The organism is Acinetobacter sp. 228 (assembly GCF_048147885.1).
Genome location: NZ_JAYWYV010000269.1, coordinates 1 through 1,373 on the forward strand (window position 1 = coordinate 1; position 1,373 = coordinate 1,373).

Annotated in this window: 1 protein-coding gene; it reads left to right on the forward strand. The window is 36.3% G+C overall.

The annotated features are described in order from the left end of the window. The first annotated feature begins 240 nt into the window (after window positions 1-240). The gene (locus VXQ92_RS18090; RefSeq protein ID WP_001261850.1) at window positions 241-945 is read left to right on the forward strand and encodes a DsbA family oxidoreductase; all 705 of its coding nucleotides are present in this window, start codon (window positions 241-243) and stop codon (window positions 943-945) included. Window positions 946-1,373 lie beyond the last annotated feature (428 nt).

Here is a 1,373-nt window from a genome sequence, read left to right on the forward strand (position 1 = left end):
GGTAAAAAAAACAATACTCGTAATAACAACCAGACTTGCAATTGCAATCAAAACTCGGCGCATAAACACCTCCTATTTCCATTCTTATAGTTTTGCTCTTTATAGTTATAAAATAGAGCTTATAGTTCTTTATATGCCATTTATTTCACAATACGCAACACTCTATTCTCCATTCAATGCTTTAAATCCGTGTACATCATCCCTATTATGATGGGTAAATTATATTTATGAGATTCTCCCATGCGTGTTGATGTCTGGTCTGATGTAGTATGCCCTTTCTGCTATATCGGCAAAAAACGCCTTGAACATGTCGCTGCCGAGGCAGGTATCGAGCTTGATATTCACTGGCATAGTTTCGAACTAGATCCTGATGCTCCCGCAAAACATGACACTTCAAATACTGAGCGTTTAGCTAAAAAATATGGCCGTACCTATGAAGAGATGGAAGAAATGGAACGCAACATTGCGGCCATGGCTGCTTCTGAAGGTATTGACTTCCAATGGCAAAAAGCCAACTCAGGCAATAGCTTTAATGCACACCGTATTATCCACCTTGCACAAAGTAAAGGTTTAGGAAACGAAGCAAAAGAAGCCTTTTTCCATGCTTATATGACTGAAGGTTTAGCTATTGGCGAACGCGAAGTTGTAGAAGAAATTGCTTCTCGTATTGGCCTTGATAATGCCGAAGTTGAATATGTACTCGATACAAATGAGTTGGCTGACTTTGTTCGTCATGATGAAAAAATTGCACATGAGCAACTCAATGTAACTGGCGTACCTTTCTTTGTATTTGACCAAAGAATCGCACTTGCAGGAGCACAACCTCGTGAAGTGTTTTTACAAGTACTAGAACAAGCACAACTCAAGGCAAATGCTGAAAATATCGAGCAAGATGACGCAGCTGTTTGTAATGATGAAACATGCGATATTCCACAAAATAAATAGGCTTAACGATAAAGTGTGAACGAGTCGTATGTTTTATCACCATTTTAGCAATAGAGCGTTCTAAAAAAAGAACTATTCAATTGTTTAAAATCGGTTTATGATTGCGGCTTAGAATATTCGCGCTGTAATGTTCTGTTTTTTATGTGTTTAATGATCGGAATTTGAAGTTTCCTTGATCAAAAACTCCCCCTAGTTTGGGGGATTTTTTTTGCTTAAAAATTATCGCTAATAGCTTAAACTTTTTAATTAATTTCAAATATGTAAGAAAAGTTAAATTTACTTAAGTTTTGTGTCGTCCTCTTGATTTTATTAGAAAAATCTACAAAAGTGACAATAACAACAAAACATAAAGATAGATATGAAAACATTTCACATCATTACATATCGGCAGCTTTTTGCCCTTTTGACCTTAGGATTTGGTTCAGTAT

Bases quoted from the DNA above. Each gene is read 5' to 3' on its own strand.
- VXQ92_RS18090 (WP_001261850.1), top strand. From the start codon at position 241: ATGCGTGTTGATGTCTGGTCTGATGTAGTATGCCCTTTCTGCTATATC.